Below are 20,470 nucleotides of genomic sequence, written 5' to 3'. Positions count from 1 at the left end.
CTCCCCCGATGGGTGGGCGTGACAGCCGACACCATACGCGGTATGCAGGAGCGCGCAATACGCGGTATGCATCGACGCGCCGATCGGGCTAATTCATCGACGGAGCGTGACCCCTCAGGCGCAGATGACCTGTACGCCGGCAGCGCGGAACGCGTCCACCACCTCCGGCGCGGCACCGGAGTCGGTCACCAGCGTCTCCACCCGCTCGACCGGGCAGATCCGGGCGAAGGCGTGACCGCCCAGCTTGGACGAGTCCGCGATGATCACCACGCGCTTGGCGCGGGCCACCATCAGGTTGTTCATCGCCGCCTCCCCCTCGTGGTGGGCGGCGGCGCCGAGCTGCGGGTCGATCGCGTCCACGCCGAGCAGGGCGACGTCCAGGGTGACCTCGCGCAGCAGCGCCCCGCCCAGCGGGCCGACCAGTTCGAACGACTTCGGCCGCACCACGCCGCCGGCCACCACGACCTTCATCCGGGACCGGACCAGCAGCTCGTTGGCGATGTTCAGGGCGTTCGTCACCACGGTGAGCTGGGCACCCTCGGCGCTGGTGTTCAGATCCGGTCGGACGGCGAGCGCCCTCGCCACCTCGGTGCTGGTGGTGCCGCCGTTCAGGCCGACCACGGTGCCCGGCGTGACGAGCGCGGCGGCGGCGGCCCCGATCCGCTGCTTCTCGGCCGAGTGCTTGGCCGTCTTGTAGCGCAGCGGCAGGTCGTACGACACGCCGTTGGCGACCGCGCCGCCCCGGGTCCTCGTGATCATTTGTTGCTGCGCGAGCTGGTCGAAGTCACGCCGGATGGTGGCCTGGGAGACGTCCAGCCGCTCGGCTGCCGCCTCGACGCTGACCCGGCCGTTGTCGGTCAGCATTTCGAGCAGGGCGTTCCATCTGGCGTACCGGTCCACCGCGGGGGCCCTCCCAGCAACTGCACGGACGGTGATTGATTGCGTGCACACTAGTGCGCGAAACTAGGCTTGCGCAAAAGACTGACCTGCGCGATCGGCCGGCCGGTTGCCATGGTCACCCGCGTTCGCGCAGAATAACGCGCGAAATGCGGGTCTAACGAGCCGTATTGCGCACCGATCGGCCCTGCGAGGAGTTTCCCATGGCGTACGTGGACGCGGAGATCGCGAGCCAACCCGACTGCTGGCGGGAGGCGGCCCGGCTGGCCGAGGTCGTGCGCGGTGACCTGCCGCGCCCCGGGGAGCGGGTCGCCGTCGTCGGTTGCGGCACGTCGTGGTTCATGGCGATGGCGTACGCGGCCCGCCGCGAGCAGGCCGGCCAGGGTGAGACAGACGCGTTCCAGGCGTCCGAGTTCCCCGCCGGCCGCCGCTACGACCGGCTGATCGCGATCACCCGTTCCGGCACCACCACCGAGGTGCTGGAGCTGCTCGCCGCGCTGCGCGGACAGACACCCACCACAGTGATCGTCGGCGACCCCGCGTCCCCAGCGGTCGAGCTGGCCACCGCCACCGTCGCCCTGCCCTTCGCCGACGAACGGTCGGTCGTGCAGACCCGCTTCGCGACCACCGCGCTGGCCCTGCTCCGGGCCCAGCTCGGCGACCCGGTGACAGCGCTCGCCGCCGACGCCGAGGTGGCGGTGCGATCACCGCTGCCGATCGACCCGGCCACCATCGAGCAGGTCACCTTCCTCGGTCGGGGATGGACGGTCGGGCTGGCCCAGGAGGCGGCGCTGAAGTGCCGCGAGGCGGCCACCTTCTGGGCCGAGGCGTACCCGGCGATGGACTACCGGCACGGTCCCATCTCGGTCGCCGCGCCGGGCCGGCTGGTCTGGGCGTTCGGTGAGCTGCCCGACGGGCTGCCCGAGGATGTGGCGGCCACCGGCGCGGCCTTCGTGCACAGCCGCACGCACGGCTGGCGCACGGTGCTGGGCAGTTGGTCTGCCGGCCGTACCCCGGTCGACCCGATGGCCGACCTGATCCTGGCCCAACGCTTCGCTGTCGCGCTGGCCACCAGCCGGGGCCTCGACCCGGACGCGCCCCGCCACCTGACCCGGTCCGTGGTGTTGGCGTGAGCGCGAGGAGTGAGCCGGGGTTGCGAGCCCCGCAGCCGCGAACCGAGGTGGCATCGTGAGCGACGACCGCGTGGTCGTTGCGCTCGACGTCGGCGGCACCGGCATGAAATGCGCCCTGGTCCGACCGGACGGCGTCGTGGTGAGCACCGAACGGCATCCCACCGACGCCGCACGCGGCCCGGCCGCCGTGGTCGGCACCATCCTGGACGTGGCCGGTGGGCTTGCCGACAAGGCCCGCGCCGACGGGCTCACCCCGATCGCGGTGGGCATCGCCGTGCCCGGGGTGGTGGACGAGGCACGCGGCGTCGCGGTCTGGTCGGCGAACGTGGGCTTCCGGGACGTACCCCTGCGGGACCTGACCGTGCAGCGGCTCGGCCTGCCGACGGCGCTCGGCCACGACGTGCGTGCCGGTGGTCTCGCCGAGGCCCGGCTCGGCGCCGGACGCGGCACCGGGCACGTGCTGTTCGTGGCCATCGGTACCGGCATCGCCGCCGCGCACGTCGTCGACGGCACGGCCGCGGTGGGGGGCCACGGCGCCGCCGGGGAGATCGGCCACATCCTGGTCCGGCCCGACGGTCCGCGCTGCGGCTGCGGCCGCCCCGGCTGCCTGGAGGCGATCGCGTCGGCCGCCGCGATCGGCCGCCGCTACGCCGAACTCGCCGGCGACACCGCCGACGCCCCGGTGACCGCGGCCGAGGTGGCCGAACGGGCGGCGGCCGGCGAACCGCTCGCCGGCCAGGTCTGGCAGGAGGCGGTCGAGGCGCTCGCCGATGGCCTCGCCAGCGGGCAGGCGCTGTTCGACGTGGCGACGATAGTGCTCGGCGGCGGCCTGGCCCAGGCCGGGGACCGGCTGCTGACTCCGCTGCGGGCGGCGCTGCACGAACGGATGACCTTCCACCGGGAGCCGCAACTGGTCGCGGCAGCCCTCGGCGACGAGGCCGGTTGCCTCGGTGCCGCCCTGCTCGCCCTGGACGCCGTGGGTGTCCGTGACCAACAGGAGAAGCGATGACCGTACGGGTGAACGGCCGAGTGGTGACCCCGACCGGAGTCGTCCGACAGGGCTGCGTCGAGTGGGACGGTGATCGGATCACAGCGGTGGCCGAGTATCCGTCGGTGCACGACGGACACTGGATCGTGCCCGGCTTCGTCGACATGCACACGCACGGCGGTGGCGGGCACACCTTCACCACCGGGGACGCCGACGAGGCCCGCGCGGCGGCCGACTTCCACCTCGCCCACGGCACCACCACGCTGCTGGCCAGCCTGGTCAGCTCGCCCTTTCCGCTGATGCGTACGGCCACCGAGGCGTTCGCCCCGTTGGTCGAGGAGGGCGTGTTGGCGGGAGTCCACTTCGAGGGGCCGTACCTGTCGGCCACCCGCTGCGGCGCACAGAACCCGGAGTACCTGCGCGACCCGTCGACCGACGAGCTGACCGAGCTGATCGAGCTGGGCCGGGGCGCGATCCGAATGGTCACCCTCGCCCCGGAGCGCGACGGCGCGCTGGAGGCGATCAAGCTGCTCACCGCGCGGCGGGTGGTGGCGGCGGTGGGTCACACCGACGCCACGTACGAGCAGACCCGCGCCGCGGTCGCCGCCGGCGCCAGCGTCGGCACCCACCTGTTCAACGGCATGCGGCCCGTGCACCACCGTGAGCCGGGGCCGGTGGTGGCCCTGCTCGACGCGCCCACAGTGATCTGCGAACTGGTCGCCGACGGGATCCACCTGCACGACGGCATGCTGACCTTCGTCACCGCGACCGCCGGCCCGGACCGCGCCGCGCTGATCACCGACGCGATGGCCGCCGCCGGCATGCCCGACGGCGAGTACGAACTGGGCGGACAGGCCGTCACCGTCGCTGACGGAGTGGCCCGGCTCGCCCGCGACGGCGCGATCGCCGGCAGCACGCTGACCATGGACGCCGCGCTGCGGCACGCCGTGAACGCAGGAATCCCGATCGCCGACGCCGCACGGATGGTGGCCACCACCCCGGCGCGGGCCATCGGCCTGGGCGACCGGGTCGGGTCCCTCCAGGTGGGCCTCCGCGCCGACCTGGTGGTGCTCGACGACGACCTCAACGTGGTGCGGGTGCTGCGCGCAGGCTCCTGGGTGGAGTGACAGACCGCGGACAACCGGGCTGGGCCCTAGCTGAGGCTGGGGACTTCCACGCCGAGGACGGCCTGCTCGTCGGGGCGGTGCACCAGCACGTCGGACAGGTACGACTGGACCGCGTGGCGCATCCCGACGTCCCGGCCGGCCTGCTCGGAGAGCAGCCACTTGTGCTCGATGATCTGGGCGAACAGTTCCTGCGGCTCCAGCTTCCGACGCAGGTGCGCGGGAACGGCCCGGACCACCGGCTCGAAGACCTCGGTGAGCCAGCGGTGGGCCGCCTGCTGCTCGTCGATCAGGTCGCTCTCGGCACGGTAGGCGTCCAGGTCGTTGAGCAGTTTGCGAGCCTGGTTCTCCTCGGCGTCCAGCCCGGTCAGCCGAAGCAGCCGCCGGGTGTGGTAGCCGGCATCGACGACCTTCGGCCGAACCAGGAAACGCCCACCGTCGATGGTCGACATGGCCACCTCGGCGACGTCGAAGCCCAGCTCGTTGAGGCGGCGGATCCGGCCCTCGATGTCGCGCCGGGCCTCCCGCTCGATCGCCTGCTCATAGGTGATCTCGTGCCAGAGCCGCTCGTAGCGCTGCACGACCTCCTCGCACACCACCTCCGGGTCGATGGACTCGTGCAGCAGGCCAGCGGCCTGCAGGTCCAGCGCCTCACCGAAGATGTTCACCCGGGCGATCTCCAGGTCCTCACCGCGCTGACCGTTGGAGAGCGAGTTGTGCAGGGCACCTGTCTCCGCGTCCACCAGGTAGGCGGCGAAGGCCCCCGCGTCCCGCCGGAACAGCGTGTTCGACAGCGAGCAGTCGCCCCAGAAGAAGCCGGTCAGGTGCATCCGCACGATCAGGGCGGCGAGCGCGTCGAGCAGTCGGCTCATCGTCTCCGGGCGGAGGGTGTGCGAGAAGAGCGCCCGGTACGGCAGCGAGAACTGCAGGTGCCGGGTGATCAGCACCGATTCGAGCGGCTCCCCGTCCTCGGTCTGCCGGTCGGCGACGACCGCGACCGCCTCGACGGAGGGGAAGTCGATCCGCTCCAGGGCCCGGAGCAGGTCGTACTCCCGCTCGGCGATCCGCTCGCGGGTCTCCTTGAACGCGTACACGTAGTCGCCCAACCGGACGAAACGGACGATGTGCCGGGAGATGCCCTGCGGCAGCGCCACCAGGTGCTGGGCAGGCCACTCCTCCAGCGGTGTCGACCAGGGCAGGTCGAGCAGCGCCGGGTCCACGAGGGCAGACGTGATCCGCACGGGCACAAGCATGACTGGTCGTCCCCCTCATCCGCCTCTGATCGTGGTTGGGCCCACAGCGCCGCGCACCCCGGCCTCGCGCCGGGCCGGTAGCGTGGTCGCGTGCTCAAACCCACAGCGGTACGACGTGACCTGCGGCTACGGCCCGTTCGCCCGGCCGGCTGGTGGTTCGACGCGCTTCTACTGGTCGGTCTGGTCGGGTTGACTGTGGCGCTCGCCGCCGACCAGCTCTTCGGATTGGACCGGGCGGTCGCCGACTGGGCCGACGGGCACCGGCCGGCCGCCGCGTACTGGGTCGCCCGGGTGCTGAACTTCCTCGGCCAGGGCACCCCGCTGACCCTGATCGGCGTCGGTCTGGGCGTGCTGCTGGCCGTCCGGCTGCGGTCGGTGCGGCCGATCCTGCTGCCGGTGGTCGGGTTCGTGATCACCACCTTCACGATCGGTCCGCTGAAGGTCTGGACCGCGCGGGCGGCACCGAGCGCCAGCGTCAAGGAGCCGTTCCTGGCACCCGAGCAGACCCTGCCGCTGTTCCACGACGACCTGCCGGTGCGGTTCGCCCAGTCCTACCCGTCGGGCCACGTCGCCAACGCGATCGTCTGGTACGGGGTCATCGCGCTGCTGCTCGCCCCACTGGCCCGCACTTTCGGCCGGCAACTCCCGAGCCGGCTCGTCACCGTGATCCGCGTCGTACCGCCGCTGGTCGTCCTCACCACCACCACCTACCTCGGCTGGCACTGGCTGACCGACTCGGTCGCCGGGCTGCTGCTGGGCCTGCTCCTGGACCGGCTGCTGCACCGGGTGCCCTGGGACGATCTGCCGCTCTCCGGCCGGTTACGTGCGTGGGACCGGCCGTTCACCTCGTACCCCTAGGTTCTGATTCGTGGATCAACTGGCGCGGCGGCTGGGCGTACCCGATGCGGTTGTCATCGGGTTGGGCTCGATGCTGGGCGCGGGCGTCTTCGTGGTCTTCGGCCCGGCGGTGGCGGCGGCCGGCGGTGCCGGCCTGCTGCCCGCGCTGGCGCTGGCCGGCTTCGTGGCCTTCTGCAACGCGACCAGTTCGGCGCGGCTGGCGGCCCGGTACCCGGAGTCCGGCGGCACCTACGTCTATGGTCGGGAGCGCCTCGGGCCGTTCGCCGGTTTCCTGGCCGGTTGGGGCTTCGTGGTCGGCAAGACGGCAAGCTGCGCGGCGATGGCGTTGACCGTCGGGGCGTACCTCTGGCCGGGCCAGGCCCGACTGGTAGCCGTCGGCGCGGTGCTCGCGGTGACCGCTGTGAACCTTCGCGGCATCGGCAAGACCGCCACCGTGACCAGGGCGTTGGTCGCGCTGGTGCTGGCGGTGCTGGCAGTGGTCACCGTCGTCGGCCTGGTCGGTGGGCCGGTGCATCTGGGCCGGCTCGGCGAGCCCGGCGGCTCGGCGCGGGGCGTGCTCACCGCCGCCGGGTTGCTGTTCTTCGCCTTCGCCGGGTACGCCCGGATCGCCACGCTGGGCGAGGAGGTCCGCGACCCGCAGCGGACCATTCCGCGCGCGGTGCCGCTGGCGCTCGGGGTGGTGCTCGTGATCTACCTGGTGCTGGCGGCGGTCACCCTCGGCGTGCTCGGCGCCGACCGGCTGGCCGGATCCGCCGCGCCCCTGGTCGACGTGGTGACCGCCGCCGGGCTGCCCGGCCTGGCGTGGCTGGTCCGCGCCGGGGCCACCATCGCGGTCGTCGGGGTGCTGCTGTCCCTGGTCGCCGGGGTCGGTCGGACCACCCTCGCCATGGCCCGCCGCCGTGATCTGCCCGGTGCGCTGGCCGCGGTGCACCCGGTGCACCAGGTGCCGCACCGCGCCGAACTGGCGGTGGCCGCCGTGGTGACAGTGGTGGTGCTGCTCGGTGACGTACGCGACGCGATCGGCTTCTCCAGCTGCACGGTGCTGGTCTATTACGCGATCACCAACGCGTCTGCGCTCACCCTGGGGCGGGACCCGGACCGGCGGTTGCCGGTCCGGGTGCTCGCCGTTCTCGGACTGGTCGGGTGCCTGCTGCTCGCTGTCAACCTGCCGCTGAGCAGCGTGATCGCCGGCTTCGGTGTGCTCGGCGTCGGTGCCGCCTTCCACGCCCTGCGGGCCCGCCGCTGACCCTGGGAGACGGTCGGAGTCAGCGGCTCAACCGTTGGTAGCGGCGCACGGCCAGCGGGGCGAACGTCGCGATCAGCAGCACCGGCCACAGCACCGCCAACAGCATCGCGTGCTCCGCCGGCCAGGAGTCACCACCCAGGCCCGGGTTGCCGAACAGTTCGCGGACCGCCGCGACGGTGGCCGACAACGGGTTCCACTCCGAAATCGTCCCGATGACCGACGGCATCAGCTCGGGCGACACGAAGACGTTGGAGATCGCGGTCAGCGGAAACGCCGCCGGAAAGACGATGACGCCGACGGTGTCCGGGTTGCGGACCAGAAGCGCCAGGTAGATCCCCATCCAGGTGATGGCGACTCGCAGCAGCAGGAGGAGCCCGACGGCGAGCAACGCCCTGCCCACACCCTCGCGCCACTGCCATCCGACGAGCAGGCCACACACCAGGAGGGTGGACATCTCCAGCAGGGCGCGCAGCAGGTCGGCCGCGCTGCGACCGGTCATCAGGGCGGACCGTGCCATCGGCATCGACCGGAACCGGTCGACCACACCCCGGCTGAGGTCCAGCGCCACGCCGGTCGCTGTGGCCCCCAACCCGTAGAGCATCGTCATCACGAAGACCCCGGGCAGCAGGAACTCGCGGTAGTCGCCGCCACCCGGCACCTGCATGCCGCTGCCGAACACGTACCCGAAGACCAGCACGAACATGATCGGCAGCGAGAAGTAGAGGATCAGCTCCTCCGGCGCGCGAACCACGTGGGTCATGTTCCGCCTGGTCATCGTCCAACCGTCGACGATCGCCGTGGTCATGCCACCTCCACAGTTCGTCCGGCCCCGACCGGCTCACGGGCCTCATCCGGCCGGTGCCCGGTCAGGTGCAGGAATGCCTCGTCCAACGTCGCGCGCCGCAGGCCGATGTCCTCGACAGCGATCCCGGCGTCGTCCAGCGCGCGAACCACGTCGACCAGGCCGGCGACGCGATCGACCACCGGCACGCTGAGCCGTCGAACCTCCGGGTCGAGTTCGGGCTCCGCACCGCAGATCCGCGCGACGAGGCGGGCCGCCTGGCTCAGCTCGGCCGCGTCGCGGACCACCACCTCGATCCGGTCGCCGCCGGTCATCGCCTTCAGCTGGTCCGGTGATCCCTCGGCCACCACCCGGCCGGCGTCGATCACCGAGATCCGGTCGGCGAGCTGATCGGCCTCCTCCAGGTACTGCGTGGTGAGCAGGACCGTGGTCCCGTCCGCCACGAGACCTCGGACCAGGTCCCACACCTGGTTGCGGCTGCGCGGGTCCAGGCCGGTCGTCGGCTCGTCCAAAAACAACACCCGCGGCGTACGGATCAGACTGGCGGCGAGGTCCAACCGGCGACGCATCCCACCCGAGTACTCACCGGCGGACCGCCCCGCCGCCTCGTCCAGCCCGAACCGTTCCAGCAGCTCATCGGCGCGTCGGCGGGCCTCCCGTCGGCCGAGCCGGAACAGCCGGCCGAACAGCTCCAGGTTCTGCCGGCCACTGAGGATCTCGTCGACCGCGGCGTACTGCCCGGTCAGCCCGATCCGGGCGCGCACCTCGTCCGGCTGGCGCAGCACGTCGTACCCGGCCACCGTGGCCCTTCCCGTGTCGAAGCGCAGCAGGGTGGTGAGGATCCGTACGGCAGTCGTCTTGCCCGCGCCGTTCGGTCCCAGCAGTCCGTGGACCGTGCCGGGCGGCACGGTCAGGTCGAACGTGTCGAGCGCCCTGGTCGGGCCGTACCGCTTGCCCAGACCCTCGGCGACCACCTCGAATGTCGTCATGCCCCCACGGTGCGGCCCGACGCTGACCGGTCACGCACCGCCCGCTGACGGCGGCGCACCGGTCTTCTCCGCCTCGGTGATCTCCTTCAGGACGAGAACGATCTCCGCGCGGGCGGCCTCGCCGACGTACCAGCCGGTGAGCCCACCGGCCAACGCCTCCTCGCAGAACCGCCTCGCGGCGGCCAGGTCCCCGCGCACCCGGGCCACCTGGGCGAGGCCGAGCCGGGCGCTGGCCACGAACTCGGGCGCGCCGCTGCGCTGCGCGAGGAACAACGCACCGGTGAAGTCCTCGTGCGCCCCCGCGAGGTCACCGGCGCGCAGCCTTATCTCGCCCCGGGTACGCAGCATGTCGGCCTGGTCGACGGCCGACCCGAGCGCCTCGACCAGTCCCATGGCCTCATCCATGTGGGCGCCCGCGGTCTCCGGATCGCCCTGCCAGGCGGCCAGTTCGCCGAGCGCCCCGAGCGTGATCATGGTGCCCCACCGGTCCCCGGTGCCGCGGAAGCCGTCGAGCGCTGTGGCCAGCGCGGCCCGGGCGCGGTCCCGTTGGTCGCTCCACATCAGCGCCGAGCCGCTGCCCATCGCGCCGAGCGCGTTGATCCACGGGTCCGGGCCGACCAGCCGTCGCAGCTCCCCCATCAGCTCGTCGACATCCTCGGCACCGCCGGAGGGCGGTCCCGTCGAGATCCCCGACAGGTACAGCAGGAAGGGCTGTCGCGGCGGCCGGTCGAGGCTGCGGATCACGGACCGCTGCGTCCCGAGCGACGGCAGAGAGCCGGAGCCAGCGAGCGAGGCGTTGTAGACGCAGAGGGCGAACTCCTCGCCCAGCCCCGGCGGCGCCTCGGTGCCGAGCAGTTCGAGGACGTCCGCGGCGAGCCGCGCCCCTTCCCCGCGCATGCCGCGCAGCCACCAGTAGAACGACAGGGCCGCGACCATTCCAGCCGCGTCGGACGCGTCACCGGCCGCGGTGGCCCGACGCAACGCCGCGTGCAGGTTGTCCCGCTCCGCGTCGAGGCGTCGCAGCCAGTGCAGTTGCTCCGCGCAGCGGAGGTGGTCGCTGGCGGTCCAGGCGAACTCCAGGAAGTACGCGGTGTGTGCGCGACGCAGTTGGTCGGCCTCGCCGGCCTCGGCGAGACGCTCGGCGCAGAAGGCCCGCACCGTTTCGAGCATCCGGTATCGGCCACCCGTCATCTCCACGAAGGACTTGTCGACCAGACCGGTGAGCGCGTCGACGAACTCGGCGGTGGGCAGGCCACAGACCCGCTCGGCCGCCTCCAGCGTGGCCCCACCGGCGAAGACTGTCAGCCGTCGGGCCACCTGCCGTTCGGCGTCGTCGAGCAGATCCCAACTCCACTCGACCACGGCCCGCAGGGTGCGGTGTCGCGGCGACGCGGCCCGGTTGCCCGTCGACAACAGCCGGAACCGGTCGTCGAGACGGGCGGCCACCTCGGCGACGGGCAACGCCCGCAGCCGCGCGGCGGCCAACTCGATCGCCAGCGGCAGGCCGTCCAGGCTGCGGCAGATCCGCAGCACCATCTCGACGTTGGCCGGCGTGACGGTGAAGTCGGGCGCGACGTCGGCGGCCCGTTGGGCGAAGAGGCCAACCGCCGCGTAGTCGTCGGCGGCCGGCGCGGACGCGCCGAGCGGTGGCAGGCTGAGCCCGGACAGCGGGCACAGCGCCTCACCGGCCAACCCCAGCGGCTCCCGACTGGTGGCCAGGACGCGCAACGCCGGGCACGCGCTCAGCAACCGGGCCGCCAGCTGGGCCGCGTCGACGAGGACGTGCTCGCAGTTGTCGAGGACCAGCAGCAGCCGCCGCTCGGCCAGCGCCTCGACCAACCGGTCGGTCGTCTGCCAGCCCGGCTCGGCCGGGGCACGCAGGCCCGCGTCGCGCAGGCCGAGCGCGCTCAGCACCGCCTGCGGAACGTCCGAACCGTCGGCCAGCCCGGCCAACTCGACGAAACGGACCTCCCCGTCGACCCGGCCAGCGGCCTCGATCGCCAGGCGCGTCTTGCCCGCGCCCCCGGGACCGGTGAGGGTGACCAGCCGCCGCTCTCCGAGCAGGTCGCCGACGCGCTTGAGCTCCTCCTCGCGCCCGACGAAGGTGGTGAGTTGACTCGGCAGCACCGGTTCGGCCGACCCGCGTTCCGCCCCACGCAGCACCGCCAGATGGACGGCGGCCAGCTCCGCCGACGGGTCGACGCCGAGCTGCTCGGCCAGCGTGTGCCGGGCATCCTCGAACTCGGCCAGCGCCTCGGCCGGCCGGCCCAGCGCCGCCAGGGCGCGCATGAGCTGGCCACGTAGCCGCTCCCGCAGCGGATGCGCGACGACCAACTCCCGCAGCTCCGCGATCAGCGTGCCGTGTGCGCCCAACGCCAGATCCGCCTCGACCCGATTCTCGATGGCGGCCAACCGCAGCTCGTCCAGCCGGGCCGCCTGAGCGGGCGCGCCGGCTGCGCCGATGGCATCGGCCAGGGCGGGACCACGCCACAGCTCCAGCGCCTCGCACAACAGCCCCGCCGCGCGGGGCCAGTCGCCGTCGACGAGCGCGCGGCGTCCCTCCTCGGCGAGCCGTTCAAAGCGGTACGCGTCGACGTCGTCGGGATCCACCGCCAGGCGGTAACCGGCCGGGTGGAACTCGACCGGGTCGTGCCCGGCGGGCAGGGCCTGGCGCAGTCGCGACACCTGGGACTGGAGCGCGTTGGCCGCACCTCGGGGCGGGTGCTCGCCGTACAGGCCGTCGATCAGTCGGTCGGCGGAGACGACCCGACCCGCGTCGAGCAAAAGCAGCGCCAGCAGGGCACGCAGCCGAGGCCCGCCCACGGGGACCTCTCGCCCGTCGGCCAGCACGACCTGGGTCGGACCCAGGATGCGGAAACGCATGCCATGGATTGTCGCTCAGTGCCGGCCGGTTCCTGCTGCGTCGGGTGCTGTCAGCTCACCTCGCCGGGCCCGTCATGCCGGCGGGTCAGCTCACGTTCGTCAGGTTGAACACCGTTGGTCGTCGAGGGCGTGTCTCCACCCGGAGGGACGGGATGTGCCGCGCCGGCCCCCGGGCCCGTCTGCCCCGGCACGGAGGGAGACGCCACCGCCGGGGTGTGCGCTCCGCCGTGGACCGACCCGGCCGGTCGGGTGACCGGCTCCGGGTGGGCCGGAGGGGCGCACTGGCGCGTCAGCCAGTCCAGCCCGCGCCGCCGGGCGACGACGGTCAGCCGGTCGCCGGCGAAGATCACCTGGCGGGGGTCGAGGTCCTTCCACCAGATCGTCCTGGCGCCGCCGGCCGGGGTGCGGGCGATCAACCGGACCTGCCCGTCCCGGTTGACCGCGTCCAGCGGTCGACCGTCCAGCTCGGAGCCGGCGGCGACCGGCACCTCGGCGACCGGGAGCGCGTGCCGGTCGACCGGGATGGTGCTGATCACGGCGCGTTCGGTGAGCGCCCCGATGAAGGCCGGGGCGGCCAGGTAGGAGACCGAGCGGGACACCCCGAGAGCGAAGGTCTCCTCCACCCGTTCGGCGAAGTCACCGTCGAAGAGCCGCAGCACCACGCGCAGGTCGGCGCGGAGGTCGCGGGCGGCGAGGGCCGCCTCCAGGTTGGCCACGTCGTCGGTGGACGCCACCACCAGCGCCTGGCAGTCGGCCACCGAGGCGGAGGCGAGTGTCTCCGGCAACGCGGCGTCGCCGACGATCAGCGGCACCTCCAGTTGGCGCGCCAGGGCGGCGCCGCGCGGCTCCGGATCCTTGTCGATCGCCACCACCTCGACGTCGTACTCGCGTAGCTGCGCCATCACCCGGGTGCCGACGTTGCCCAGACCGATCACCACCACGTGCCCGACCCGCGCGGGTTGCAGGCGGCCGGTGTGCAGGGCCAGTCGGGCGTTGACGATGCCGTCCACCACGACGGCGGTGATCAGTGGGATCAGCGCCAACCCGGCCAGGTTGAGCACCACCTGCATGATCTGGGCATCCGCCGCCTTGGTGGTGTCCGGGTCGGCGCCGCTGAGCGTGGTGACCAGCGTCAGGTACAGCGCCTCCAGCGGAGAGACGTCCTCGGCCCGGGAGATCAGTGCTCCCAGCACCGCGATCAGCGCGAGCACCACCATCACCGCAATGCCGATCTTGCGGGTGGCGAAGCCGCGTACCGCCCCCACCACCACCGAGATCGGACGACGCCGCCGACGCGCCCGGACCAACCGGCGGGCGGCGACCTCGGTGCCCGGCGGCTGACCGGTCGCCTCGGCCAGCACCAGGTCGGCGCCGGCCTGCTGGGCCGGCAGCAGCTCCACCCCCCGCGCCTCGCTGAGGTGCGCCAACGCGCAGACCACGTCCTGCGGTCGGACGTCGGCCCGACGCGCCACTCGCAGCGTCTTGTCCCGGTGTTGGAAGGAACTCGGGTCGACCTCGTTGAGCGCGGCGGCCACGAAGGCCGGCGCGGCCATCTCGGCGTCGGAGAGCACCTCGACCGGGGCCTTGAGCAGCTTGCGCACGCCGTCGGCGAGGGTGCCGTTGAACATCCGCAGCACCTGGCGGACCCGCTGGTCGACGGCCTGGGCGCAGAGCGCGGCGTGCAGGTTGCCCACGTCGTCCTGGTGCAACAGGGCCAGCCCGGTCGCGCCGGCCAGACCGGCGGCCTCGAAGGTGGCCACGTCAAGCCGGTCCGAGCGGACCACCCGGATCCCACGCAGCCCGGCGACGTCCGGCCCGTTGCTGCGGTAACGCTCCGGCACCACGACTGTCACCCGGGCCCCACCGACCGGCAGCTCGGATTCGAGCATCGCCCGGGCCACGTAGTAGGCGAGCGCGTCCTTGCCACAGATCACGTAGTGCGGGCGCGGATCACCGACGGACCGTAGTCGCCAGTTCCACTCGACCGCCCGTCGCGCCCGGTCCCGCCACGGCTCCGCCATGCCCGGATCGTAATCAGCACAGCCACCCTGGGCGACCCCGTCCGGATCATCCCGGGGCCAGGTATGTCCGCCCCGGCGACGGGTAGAGCAGCGGCATGCAGACGTTCCTCCCGTACCCGGGCTTCCTGGCCAGCGCCCGCACGCTGGACCAGAAGCGGCTCGGCAAGCAGCGGGTGGAGGCCATCCAGGTGCTGCGCGGGCTCACCCGACCCGGGTACGGCTGGCGCAACCACCCGGCCGTGAAGATGTGGGCCGGGTATGAGGAGGCGCTCGTCCGCTACGGCCTCGACATGTGCGCGGTCTGGACCGAACCGGGGCGGGCCGACACCTGCGCCACCACGATGACCGTCGACCTCGCCGACGCCTGCGGGGCCGACGTCGTACGCACCCAGGACGAGCTGGCCCGAGCGGGTGAGCTGCCACCGTGGCTGGGCCGCGACGACCTGCACCTGAGTCACCGCTCGTCGCTGCTGCGCAAGGACCCGGCGCACTACCGCCCGCTGTTCGGCGACGACGTGCCGGAGGACCTGGAGTACGTCTGGCCGGCCTCCGACCGTCCCCGCCGTTGCTTGCCAGCCGACTGAGCCGAGGTGGGGCAGACTGGGCCCATGGCGCTGTCGCAAGTGGTAGGTCGGCTGATCGGCGTACGGCAGCACCAGGTGGACCCGGGCGGCGGTGGCGCCAACCGGGTGCCGCGACCGACCACGGCGCTGGTGGTGGGTGGCGGCATCGCCGGGATGTCGGCGGCGGTGGTGCTGGCCGAGCGGGGTGTGGCGGTCACGGTGATGGAGGCGGCACCCACCCTCGGTGGTCGGCTGGGCGCCTGGCCGGAGGCGCTCGCCGACGGCAGTCAGCAGAACGAGCACGGCTTCCACGCGTTCTTCCGGCAGTACTACAACTGGCGGTCCATCCTCCGCCGGATCGACAGTGACCTGGGTTTCCTCAAGCCGATTCCGGGCTACCCGATTCTCAGCGAGCAGTGGCCGACCGAGGAGTTCGGCAGGTTGCCGCCCGCGCCACCGGCGAACCTGCTGGCGCTGCTGCTGCGCAGCCCCAGCCTGCGCCTGGCCGACCTGCGACTGATGGACCGGGACGCGGCGCTGCCGCTGCTCAGCTACGACCCGGTGCGCACCTACGCGGACCTGGACGACACCACAGCCGACGAGTTGCTGGCGTCGCTGCGACTGCCGGACCGGGCTCGGGCGATGCTGTTCGAGGTCTTCTCGCACTCGTTCTTCAACCACGAGGCGGAGATGTCGGCCGCCGAGATGGTCGCCCAGTTCCACTTCTATCTGCTCGGCAACCCGGAGGGGCTGGCCTTCGACTGCCCCGACGAGGACTACGCCACGGCGATCTGGGAGCCGCTGACCCGGCACGTGGAGAAGCACGGTGGCCGGGTCCTCACCGGCTGCGCCGCGACCGGGGTGCACCGCGACGCCGAGGGGTGGCGGGTGACGACCACCGACGGCGGCAGCCATCCGGCCGGTCACGTCGTGCTCGCCGTCGACCCGCCGGCGCTCGCCGCGCTGGTGGCGGCCTCCCCGGACCTGGCCGAGCAGGCACCCGAGCTGGCGGCACGGATGCCGGCCTTCGGCACCCCCGGCCCGCCGTACGCGGTGGCGCGGTACTGGTGTGACGGGGACGTGGCCGCCGAGCGGGCGGTGTTCAGCGGCGTGTCCCGTCAGCCCACTCTGGACTCGGTGACGCTCTACCACCGGCTGGAGAACGAGTCGCGGCGCTGGGCGCAGCAGACCGGCGGCTCCGTCGTCGAGCTGCACGCGTACGCCTGCGAGCCCGGCGTGCCGGCCGAGGAACTGGCCGAGCGGATGCGCCGCGAGCTGGTCGCGCTCTGGCCGGAGGCCGGCGAGCTGCGGGTCCGCGAGCTGCGGGCCCGGGTGGAGGCGCAGGCGCCGGCTTTCACGCCGGGCAGCCACGCCTGGCGACCGGGGGTACGCACCGACGCGACCGGCCTCTACCTGGCCGGCGACGGCATCGCCACGGACTTCCCGAGCGCGTTGATGGAACGCTCGGCCGCGACCGGGATCATGGCCGCGAACCACATCCTGCGCGCCGAGGGTGGTGCGGCCGAGCCGGTGCTCTCGATCCGACCGCGTGGCCTGCTGGCCCGGAAGCCCTGACCCTGGTGGAGAACCTCACCCGGGGGTGCGGGTGCGTTCCCGCACCCCCGCGTCGGATCAGTTGACAGTGACCGAGAACGACCGGTAACTGGACACGCTGCCGTCGGCGTACTCGACGGTGAACCAGAAATACGTCCAGCCGGCCGTGGTGGGCGTCCAGGTGATCCTGGCCTTGCCGTCGGCGGCCAGCGGAACCACTCTGGGGTTGTTGTCGACACTGTCGAACCACCGCACCGAGGTGGCGCCCTTGGTCACCGCCGGAGAGACCGTAAAGACGCCGGGGGCACCGACGCCACCGCCGGAGCCTTCGATCGGATAGACGCCGTCCGAGGTGATGGTGGGCCCATCGTCGACGAAGAATGTCGTCTCCTGCTGGTACCCCGGCTCGCCGGATGCGCTCCGGCCGACGTAGCTGAGCTGGTGCTCACCGCCCTTGAGGGGTGCCAGGACCGGCTCGGCGACCCCGTCGGCTCCCACTGTCGCCAACTGCTCCGACCCGCCGTCGACCCGGTAGGCGATGGTGGTGATGCCGTTGCCGGGCTGGGTGCTGAAGCGCATCGTGACCGCCATTCCGTCGCCGGAAGGGTCGGGATGCTGGACTGTCGACCACGCGTTGACGTTGAGGTCGCGCACGTTGAACGTGTAGGCCCGCACCGGAGAGCTGTTGCCGGCGCGATCCACGCTTGCCACGTACAGCGTCTGTTCGCCCGCGTCGCGAGGCCGCCACCGGATGGTGGCCGCGCCGCCGAGCTGGTCGGCTGGCACCTGGTTGTAGAGACCCCACTGGCTGTCGCCGTACCGGAAGCTCACCACGTCCGGGACGCCGTGCGACGTGAACAGGAAGGTGCCCTCGGTTCCACGGCTGCCGGTCGGGTTCGCCGGATTCTCCGGATACTCCGGGGAGGCGACTGTCGGCGGAACAGCGGGCTTGGTGCGATCCACTGTGAAGCGGCACGGATCGCTCCAGGGTGACCAGGCGCGCTGGTCGTAGGTCCGGGCGTGCCAGGCATACTCCCCGTCGGCGAGCGAGGCCACCGGCATCTGAGCAACAGCGTCGAGACCGTCGGGGCCGCTGGAAACGCCGGGGCTGACAGGCGTGACCGCAGACGGGTCGGCGAGCGGCCAAAACTCGATCTCGGCGGTCAGCTCGTCGTACGGGTCCCGGTCCCGGTCCGTCATGTTGGCGTACGCGCTGAATTCCGATCCGGCGAAGTACTCCGGACCGCAGGGGGTGTCGGTGTTGGCGTTGAAGAGCCTGGTCGGCTTGAGCGGAGCGGTGTTGGTCAGCTCAACCTCGAACCGGAACTCGTTGCTCTCCAGCCAGCGGCCGTAGGAGACATCCCCCTCGTTCCGCTTGGGGATCCGCAGCTCGGTGGTGAGTTGGCGCTCACCCCGGCTCAGAGCCTTGGTCAACGCGGCGGTCAAGTCCCACGTGGTCCGCCAGGAGGCACACTCACCGCCCTCGGCGGTAGCGGCGACCGCCTTGCCGACCGTGGCCGGCGGATGCGACCAACTGTTCTCACCGGTGAAGGCGGCGGTTGCCTGGGCGACGGTGGCGCGTGGGCGCGCACAGTCGTTGGCGCGGCTCTCCCGCCCGACGAGGGTCGCCTGGCTCAGCCGACCAACGTAGATCCCGCCGATGTCGAACGTGACATAGATGCGGGAGGAGTGCGTGGTGCCGGCGTCGTCCCGCCACGACCCGACCGGGATGTCGCCCCCGCTGGGGTAGAAGACCGCGCTGTCCGGGGTGGTGGAGTCGGTGTAGGCGAGGAACGAGGGTGTGAACACGTGATGGGGCTCGGCGGCGTTAGCCGGACCGGCCGAGAGGACGACGGCTCCCAGCGCCAGTGTGGCGACAGCAGCCAACACCGGCATACGCCCGCCCAGCCGGAGGCCGCGGCTTACAGATCTCAAGTGGAGTTCCTCCTGTACGGTCGCCAGCAGAACGGCGGCGACCGCTCGGATCGTAGTGACTTGCACTGACGGCGGCGGCCCCGTTTCGAGCGAAGCGCAGCATCGGCCAGAATCCGACGGCTGCGCCACACCCTCCGCCTGAACGGGGAACGATGATCACACCCGCCCGCAGAGTCTTCATGCTCGCCTCGGCGACCACGCTCACTCTCGTCGCCACTCTGGCCGCGACTCCGGCGCAGGCCGTGGAGCCCGACACTGGCGCCATCACCGGCCACGTGGTGACCGAGAAGCCCGGCAACGTCACGGTCAACCTCTTCACCACCGAAGGTGCCAGCGGCGGACAGGTCGTGTCTGACGCGGACGGCAACTTCCGGTTCGCCTCCGTCCCGGTCGGCACCTACAAGATCCAGTATGGCTTTCTCGGCCGGTTCCAGTGGTCGCACCAGAAGCTCGGCTACTCCACGGCCGACGTGGTGACCGTTGCCTCCGGTGTCACCACGACGACGCCGGAGGAGCAGATGCTCCTGCCCGGCGTCGTCGAGGTGCTCGCGACCGACGCGGTCAGCGGCGGGCCGGTCAACGCCTACTGCGCGGGGGTCCGCCCGTACGACCAGCAGTGCGGCGCCACCGACGGCCGGATCCGCCTGGCAAACCTGGAGTCGGGGACGTTTACCCTGGAACTGCGGTCCTCGGACGGCCTCCATGCCGCGCAGGAGGTCAAGAACGTCAAGGTGACCCTCGGTCAGATCACCACGGTCGAGGTCGCCCTCCGTCCGACCACCGCGATCACCACCACCGTCGTCGACCGGGCCAGTGGAGCTCCGGTCCCGAACGTCTGTGTCGCGGCACTGTCGCTCACCTTCGGCTCGGTGGACAGCGACACGTGCGAATGGGGCCTCAACTACACCGACGAGCAGGGCCGGGTCAGCATCGGGGAGTTGAAGCCGGGTGAGTACACCCTGCTGGCGCTACCCGCCGACGAGGTGCACGGCATGCAGTGGGTGGGACGCCGTGGGGGCGTCGGCCGGCAGTACGACGCGCTGCGGGTCGACGGCCAGGCCGGTCTGCTCAGCACCGTGCCAACCGTCAAGCTGGACCCGGCGGCCCGAATCACCGGCACGATTCGGGACACCGAAACCGGCCAGCCCCTCACCAACGGATGCGCGGCGGTCCTGCCGACACGTCAGGGGTCCGGCGCGCCCGGGGTTGGCCCGTTCTGCGCCGATTCCGACGGCACCTACACGGTGCCGAACCTCGGCCCGTACGACTGGCCGCTGGAGTTCTCGCACTACTACGACTACATCGAATCGTATGCGGCGGTGTGGACGGGCAACGCTTCGGACCGTAAGACCGCCGCGACGACCAGGGCCGGAACCGACCTGCCGGGCGTCGCCGACATCTCGCTCGGCAAGACCGGCCCCCGGTTGAGCTTCGCCGTGACATCGGCGGACGGCCAGCCGTACAACGGCTGGTTCGCGGGTGAGGTCTACAACGCCCGGACCGGGGATCTGGTCAAGGAGTACTCGTTCAACGGCCAGCGGGTCATCGAGGGCTTGACCGACCAGTCGGTCAAGGTCCGGTACGTGCCGAATCCGCCATGGGTCGGCGGCTGGTACGGGGGTTCCGACCTCGCCTCCGCGCGTGGAGTCGCTCTTCGTGACGGCGCCAACAAGAAGATCACGATCGTCCTGCCAGATCCCTCCTGACCTGGGCATCCCGCACGAGGGGCCGCGCCGGCACGCCCGGCGTGGCCCTTCGCCCTCTACGGTCGTCAAACCCGCCAAAGCCGTCATATGCGACTATCTATTGTCGTACGCTCGAATGATCAACCGTCGATCGGCCGGGCGGGAGGGCAGCGGGAGATGTCACCACTGCACCGCGCCGGCGCGGAGAACGGCGCGTCGACGGACGAGATCGGCCGCGACGACGCGTACCCGCTGATCCGCGACGAGCGCGCCTGCATCGTCACCGCACTCCGGCTGGGCTGGTGGATGGCGGACGCCTACCACCACGGGCAGCACGCGGAGCCCAGCGCCTTCGTCGAGGCCCGCCCGGCCGTACCGCCGGCCAAACTCTCCAACCTCACCGAGATGTCCGCCCACCGTCGGATGCGGATGTACGTCGACGGGGCACCCGGTGGGCCGCATCGGGAGGGCCGAAGAGGTGGCCGAGGCGGTCGCGTACCTGCTGTCACCCGCGGCGAGCTTCGTCAATGGAGTGACGT

The 20,470-nt window shown here is 72.0% G+C and carries 16 protein-coding genes; 9 read left to right on the top strand and 7 right to left on the bottom strand.

The window, feature by feature from the left end:
- Positions 1-114: 114 nt before the first annotated feature.
- Positions 115-900, bottom strand: coding sequence for a DeoR/GlpR family DNA-binding transcription regulator (locus ABZ749_RS03860; RefSeq protein ID WP_091403015.1), 786 nt, complete (start codon positions 898-900; stop codon positions 115-117).
- Between the two features lie 200 nt (positions 901-1,100).
- Between ABZ749_RS03860 and ABZ749_RS03855 the strand changes: the two genes are divergently transcribed.
- From ABZ749_RS03855 to nagA, 3 genes are read left to right on the top strand one after another with little or no spacing between them, the layout of a single operon-like run.
- Positions 1,101-2,030 carry a sugar isomerase gene (locus tag ABZ749_RS03855; protein WP_357193935.1) on the top strand — a complete coding sequence of 310 codons (930 nt, stop codon included), beginning with the start codon at positions 1,101-1,103 and terminating at the stop codon, positions 2,028-2,030.
- 52 nt (positions 2,031-2,082) lie between these two features.
- Positions 2,083-3,039, top strand: coding sequence for an ROK family protein (locus tag ABZ749_RS03850; RefSeq protein WP_357222483.1), 957 nt, complete (start codon positions 2,083-2,085; stop codon positions 3,037-3,039).
- Complete coding sequence (gene nagA, locus ABZ749_RS03845; protein ID WP_357222465.1) at positions 3,036-4,145, top strand: N-acetylglucosamine-6-phosphate deacetylase; 1,110 nt, start codon at positions 3,036-3,038, stop codon at positions 4,143-4,145. The genes ABZ749_RS03850 and nagA overlap by 4 nt, the downstream gene beginning before the upstream one ends.
- Positions 4,146-4,171: 26 nt before the next feature.
- On the opposite strand, the gene ABZ749_RS03840 is transcribed toward nagA, so the two are convergent.
- Entirely contained in the window at positions 4,172-5,395 is a 1,224-nt protein-coding gene (locus ABZ749_RS03840) for a DUF4032 domain-containing protein (RefSeq protein ID WP_357222463.1), read from the bottom strand.
- Between the two features lie 120 nt (positions 5,396-5,515).
- Here ABZ749_RS03840 and ABZ749_RS03835 point away from each other — a divergent pair, with 120 nt between their 5' ends.
- Together ABZ749_RS03835 and ABZ749_RS03830 are read left to right on the top strand one after the other, a co-directional pair.
- Entirely contained in the window at positions 5,516-6,253 is a 738-nt protein-coding gene (locus ABZ749_RS03835) for a phosphatase PAP2 family protein (RefSeq protein ID WP_357222481.1), read from the top strand.
- Positions 6,254-6,263: 10 nt separating this feature from the next.
- Positions 6,264-7,499 (top strand): APC family permease, encoded by a 1,236-nt coding sequence (locus ABZ749_RS03830; RefSeq protein WP_357222461.1) that lies wholly within the window; start codon positions 6,264-6,266, stop codon positions 7,497-7,499.
- Between the two features lie 19 nt (positions 7,500-7,518).
- Here the strand turns inward: ABZ749_RS03830 and ABZ749_RS03825 are convergent, their stop codons facing one another.
- From ABZ749_RS03825 to ABZ749_RS03810, 4 genes are read right to left on the bottom strand one after another with little or no spacing between them, the layout of a single operon-like run.
- Complete coding sequence (locus ABZ749_RS03825) at positions 7,519-8,304, bottom strand: ABC transporter permease (RefSeq protein ID WP_357222459.1); 786 nt, start codon at positions 8,302-8,304, stop codon at positions 7,519-7,521.
- On the bottom strand, positions 8,301-9,290 hold the full coding sequence (locus ABZ749_RS03820; RefSeq protein WP_357222457.1) for an ATP-binding cassette domain-containing protein: 990 nt from the start codon (positions 9,288-9,290) through the stop codon (positions 8,301-8,303). The genes ABZ749_RS03825 and ABZ749_RS03820 overlap by 4 nt, the downstream gene beginning before the upstream one ends.
- Positions 9,291-9,320: 30 nt before the next feature.
- Positions 9,321-12,173 (bottom strand): BTAD domain-containing putative transcriptional regulator, encoded by a 2,853-nt coding sequence (locus ABZ749_RS03815; RefSeq protein WP_357222455.1) that lies wholly within the window; start codon positions 12,171-12,173, stop codon positions 9,321-9,323.
- 50 nt (positions 12,174-12,223) lie between these two features.
- Positions 12,224-14,194: an NAD-binding protein gene (locus ABZ749_RS03810; protein WP_357222453.1), complete on the bottom strand. Its 1,971-nt coding sequence runs from the start codon at positions 14,192-14,194 to the stop codon at positions 12,224-12,226.
- A gap of 95 nt (positions 14,195-14,289) precedes the next feature.
- On the opposite strand from ABZ749_RS03810, the gene ABZ749_RS03805 reads away from it, so the two are divergent.
- Together ABZ749_RS03805 and ABZ749_RS03800 are read left to right on the top strand one after the other, a co-directional pair.
- Positions 14,290-14,778, top strand: a complete 489-nt coding sequence (locus ABZ749_RS03805) for an MSMEG_6728 family protein (RefSeq protein ID WP_357222451.1) — start codon at positions 14,290-14,292, stop codon at positions 14,776-14,778.
- A 24-nt stretch (positions 14,779-14,802) separates the two neighbouring features.
- Positions 14,803-16,332, top strand: a complete 1,530-nt coding sequence (locus tag ABZ749_RS03800) for an FAD-dependent oxidoreductase (protein ID WP_357222450.1) — start codon at positions 14,803-14,805, stop codon at positions 16,330-16,332.
- Positions 16,333-16,389: 57 nt separating this feature from the next.
- On the opposite strand, the gene ABZ749_RS03795 is transcribed toward ABZ749_RS03800, so the two are convergent.
- Positions 16,390-18,120 (bottom strand): hypothetical protein, encoded by a 1,731-nt coding sequence (locus ABZ749_RS03795; RefSeq protein WP_357222448.1) that lies wholly within the window; start codon positions 18,118-18,120, stop codon positions 16,390-16,392.
- Between the two features lie 278 nt (positions 18,121-18,398).
- Here ABZ749_RS03795 and ABZ749_RS03790 point away from each other — a divergent pair, with 278 nt between their 5' ends.
- Both ABZ749_RS03790 and ABZ749_RS03785 read left to right on the top strand, forming a co-directional pair.
- On the top strand, positions 18,399-19,952 hold the full coding sequence (locus tag ABZ749_RS03790; RefSeq protein WP_357222446.1) for a hypothetical protein: 1,554 nt from the start codon (positions 18,399-18,401) through the stop codon (positions 19,950-19,952).
- A 430-nt stretch (positions 19,953-20,382) separates the two neighbouring features.
- A partial coding sequence (locus ABZ749_RS03785; RefSeq protein ID WP_357222479.1) for an SDR family oxidoreductase occupies positions 20,383-20,470 on the top strand: 88 nt, incomplete at its 3' end.

The sequence above is a fragment of the Micromonospora sp. NPDC047753 genome (genome assembly GCF_040642735.1).
In the GTDB taxonomy this organism is placed as follows: domain Bacteria; phylum Actinomycetota; class Actinomycetes; order Mycobacteriales; family Micromonosporaceae; genus Micromonospora.
Note: the sequence above shows the minus strand (reverse complement) of the source record. Positions and strands in the feature narration are given on the sequence as shown.

Coding starts and splice junctions, on each gene's coding strand:
- ABZ749_RS03855 (WP_357193935.1), top strand. CDS start 1,101: ATGGCGTACGTGGACGCGGAGATCGCGAGCCAACCCGACTGCTGGCGG.
- nagA (WP_357222465.1), top strand. CDS start 3,036: ATGACCGTACGGGTGAACGGCCGAGTGGTGACCCCGACCGGAGTCGTC.
- ABZ749_RS03840 (WP_357222463.1), bottom strand. CDS start 5,395: ATGCTTGTGCCCGTGCGGATCACGTCTGCCCTCGTGGACCCGGCGCTG.
- ABZ749_RS03825 (WP_357222459.1), bottom strand. CDS start 8,304: ATGACCACGGCGATCGTCGACGGTTGGACGATGACCAGGCGGAACATG.
- ABZ749_RS03820 (WP_357222457.1), bottom strand. CDS start 9,290: ATGACGACATTCGAGGTGGTCGCCGAGGGTCTGGGCAAGCGGTACGGC.
- ABZ749_RS03815 (WP_357222455.1), bottom strand. CDS start 12,173: ATGCGTTTCCGCATCCTGGGTCCGACCCAGGTCGTGCTGGCCGACGGG.
- ABZ749_RS03810 (WP_357222453.1), bottom strand. CDS start 14,194: ATGGCGGAGCCGTGGCGGGACCGGGCGCGACGGGCGGTCGAGTGGAAC.
- ABZ749_RS03805 (WP_357222451.1), top strand. CDS start 14,290: ATGCAGACGTTCCTCCCGTACCCGGGCTTCCTGGCCAGCGCCCGCACG.
- ABZ749_RS03800 (WP_357222450.1), top strand. CDS start 14,803: ATGGCGCTGTCGCAAGTGGTAGGTCGGCTGATCGGCGTACGGCAGCAC.
- ABZ749_RS03790 (WP_357222446.1), top strand. CDS start 18,399: ATGATCACACCCGCCCGCAGAGTCTTCATGCTCGCCTCGGCGACCACG.